The sequence below is a fragment of the Coprobacter sp. genome, from assembly GCF_982436375.1.
The window spans coordinates 1-2,820 of record NZ_CEWDCG010000286.1 but is presented as its reverse complement, the minus strand read 5'-3'; the positions used below and the strand labels follow the sequence as shown (position 1 = coordinate 2,820).

The window sequence follows — 2,820 nt, the reverse complement described above, 5'->3', positions numbered from 1 at the left end:
GTCCTATTTCCGGAGTCGGTAAATCTGGTTGTCCTATGTTCAAGTGATATACTTTTATTCCTTTTTGTTTAGCTTTATTTGCTAACGGGACTAATTTTCGAATTGGGGAAGCGGGCATTATTTCACCGCGGTTAGATATTTTCGGCATACTTTGTAGTATAATCTCGTATATTCTATAACTTATCGTTTTATTCTCGCTACAAATTTATTATTCTTTGTGTTATTAAGCAAACAAAAGCGAAGGATAATGCGGCAAATTGACGTTTCACAATAAATCTTTCAAACAATTCAGTAATAAGTATTGGCATTATTATTATTTTTGTGTCCACTTAACGAAAAGGAAGAATAATGTTTAAGAATATCGTATCCAGTTTGTTCGCTTTGGTTGCTGCCCCGGGTAAGGCATGGCAGAGCATATCTTCAAAAGAAGAAAGTCAGGCAACGTTTTTAAATGGATATTTGTATCCGATTATGGGAATAACGGCTCTTTCGGTTTTTGTGAATTTGCTCAATGATCAGTTTACATTGGAGAAAGCATTAAAACTGATGACAATTGATTTTGTCAAATTTTTTGTAGGATTTTATATTGCATCTTTTTTAATAGATGAATTGCTACAAAAATTTTTTGATAGAGAAAAGAATCCCAAACAAGTACAGTTATTTGTCGGTTACACTTTAAGTGTATATATGTTGATAACGATTTTTCTCAATTTATTTATGGGAATGTTTTCTTTTTTACGATTTGCTCCTTTATACATCATCTATATTATATGGGAGGGTTCTAAATACTATATGGATATCAATGAAAATAAGCGTCTGATGTTTGTCGTTTTATCATCATTGATTCTTATATTTTCTCCGGATATCATTGAACGTTTTATGTTCATTTTAATGCCGGGATTAGGAAATTAAATGTGTAAAAATATGAAGTTGCCACAGGTCAATATAAAAAATAAAAGAGCATCTTTTGATTATGAGTTGCTTGACACATATCAAGCAGGGATAGTTCTTACCGGAACAGAAATAAAATCGATTCGTCTTGGAAAAGCCAGTTTGGTAGATACGTTTTGTTTTTTCAATAACGGAGAGTTATGGGTTAAGAATATGTATATTGCAGAATATTTTTACGGAACCTATAACAATCATCAAGCGAGAAGGGACAGAAAGTTATTATTGACAAAAAAAGAATTGCAAAAGATACAACGTCTATCTAAGGAGTCCGGTTTTTCTGTAATTCCTACGAAAATATACATTAGTGATAAAGGTCTGGCAAAAATCATTGTTGCTGTTGCGAAAGGTAAAAAAGTATATGATAAGCGAGAGTCGATAAAGGAAAGGGAAGATAAACGCCAAATGGATCGGGCATTTAAGCGTTAATAATTTTCTCACAAATAATAAAGATCTTTTTGTCTGGATATAACGTTGTAGCGAATATATAGATGTTTCCTCCGTCTTTTATTTTTGACTTTTTTCGTAATTCTTCTGTTGTTATTGGGAAATTTCGGACTGTAATGTTAGCTGAAGGATATTGCATGGAAAGTTTCTTTAAGACTTTGCCCGAAAAAGGTATAACTTCCTTTACAGTAAAAATACGACCGGGAAAGTCCGTTATAAGCTTATTAGATGTATATAAGTGACTGTTTTTATGTATTTTAGATATAGAAAAAGAAATAGCTACCGATTTGAATGCCCCAGCTTTCAAAATAGAAGAATTAGGTTCATATAAGTAAGACTGAATCGAAGTTACAGATTGTAATAAAGGAAGATTTTTCTCATTTTCTAATGTGAAAATGTAATTTTCCGGTTGTTGTACAGGACTCAAGTTGACACAATTAATAGAGATCTCATCTTCTGAAAAATGGTTGTTGATGATAAAAAATAGTTCTTTACATTCATTTTTTACAGAGATAACATGTACCTCCTTAACAAATTTCAGATCTTGTATAGCTCGACTAATATCAATCATAGGAGATGACTTCAATAAAATTACTGGAGCTTTTTTCAATAATATGCTCTGCAATTCTATTATGTCGGGTTCGCAGTCTCGCAAATCATATAATCGTTTGTTTTCCGAATTACGTCTAGCCGGATCGATATAAAACGCATCAAATTTTACATTGCATTCGAGAATAAATTTTAGACTATCTGAACAAATTACTCGGATATTGTTTTTTTGCAATACATCGAAGTTATATTTTGCCACATCACAATATAATGGATAACGTTCTATATAAGTAACTTTTTCTGCTGAAGCGGCAAAATAATAGGAATCTATACCTAATCCGCCAGTCAAATCACATATTGATTTATATTTCGATCCTATAATACATTGTTTATATTTGGCAGTAATTTCAGATGATGCTTGTTCGGCAGATAAAACAGATGGAAATAATAACTTCTTGTTTTGATTCCAAAGAGGTAATTTACTTTTAATTTTTTGTCTGGATTCTATTTGATCAATAGCAAAAGAGAGATTAAAATTCAGATTTTCAAATCTCTTTAATCGAAGCTTCATCGGATTTTCTTGTGAGTACTTTTCTATAAAGTCAAATAAATTATTTACAATATCCATGTATTTTTAAGCAACAAATTTTTTATCAAAGATACGTTTTTATTGCTTTAGATACAAATCTTCTTTTGTTATATAATTTGTATTATGTTAAATAGAAAAGCTAACTTTACCTCTGTATGATCTTGAAGAATTATTCCAAAGTTATTAAGTAAATTAAAAAAACTATTAGATCGTTTAAATCTATATTTAAGAGTTCGTGCTTCCTGACATTCTTTCGATAATATAAACGAGTAAAAAACCTGCAATCA

General features: G+C 30.7%; 3 protein-coding genes and 1 pseudogene. 2 read left to right on the top strand and 2 right to left on the bottom strand.

Features of this window, described 5'->3' with window-relative positions; genetic code table 11:
* Positions 1-148: pseudogene (locus AC1WHX_RS11695) on the bottom strand (pyridoxal phosphate-dependent aminotransferase); the annotation flags it as partial.
* Between the two features lie 200 nt (positions 149-348).
* Here AC1WHX_RS11695 and AC1WHX_RS11690 point away from each other — a divergent pair.
* Together AC1WHX_RS11690 and smpB are read left to right on the top strand one after the other, a co-directional pair.
* Positions 349-912, top strand: coding sequence for a YIP1 family protein (locus tag AC1WHX_RS11690; RefSeq protein WP_122338201.1), 564 nt, complete (start codon positions 349-351; stop codon positions 910-912).
* Positions 913-924: 12 nt separating this feature from the next.
* Positions 925-1,377, top strand: coding sequence for an SsrA-binding protein (gene smpB, locus AC1WHX_RS11685; RefSeq protein WP_009317018.1), 453 nt, complete (start codon positions 925-927; stop codon positions 1,375-1,377).
* Here the strand turns inward: smpB and AC1WHX_RS11680 are convergent.
* On the bottom strand, positions 1,367-2,572 hold the full coding sequence (locus AC1WHX_RS11680; RefSeq protein ID WP_022389943.1) for a class I SAM-dependent methyltransferase: 1,206 nt from the start codon (positions 2,570-2,572) through the stop codon (positions 1,367-1,369). The genes smpB and AC1WHX_RS11680 overlap by 11 nt on opposite strands.
* Positions 2,573-2,820: the final 248 nt, after the last annotated feature.

Excerpts from the sequence above, each read along its gene's own strand:
- AC1WHX_RS11680 (WP_022389943.1), bottom strand. The coding sequence starts at position 2,572 with ATGGATATTGTAAATAATTTATTTGACTTTATAGAAAAGTACTCACAA.
- smpB (WP_009317018.1), top strand. The coding sequence starts at position 925 with ATGAAGTTGCCACAGGTCAATATAAAAAATAAAAGAGCATCTTTTGAT.
- AC1WHX_RS11690 (WP_122338201.1), top strand. The coding sequence starts at position 349 with ATGTTTAAGAATATCGTATCCAGTTTGTTCGCTTTGGTTGCTGCCCCG.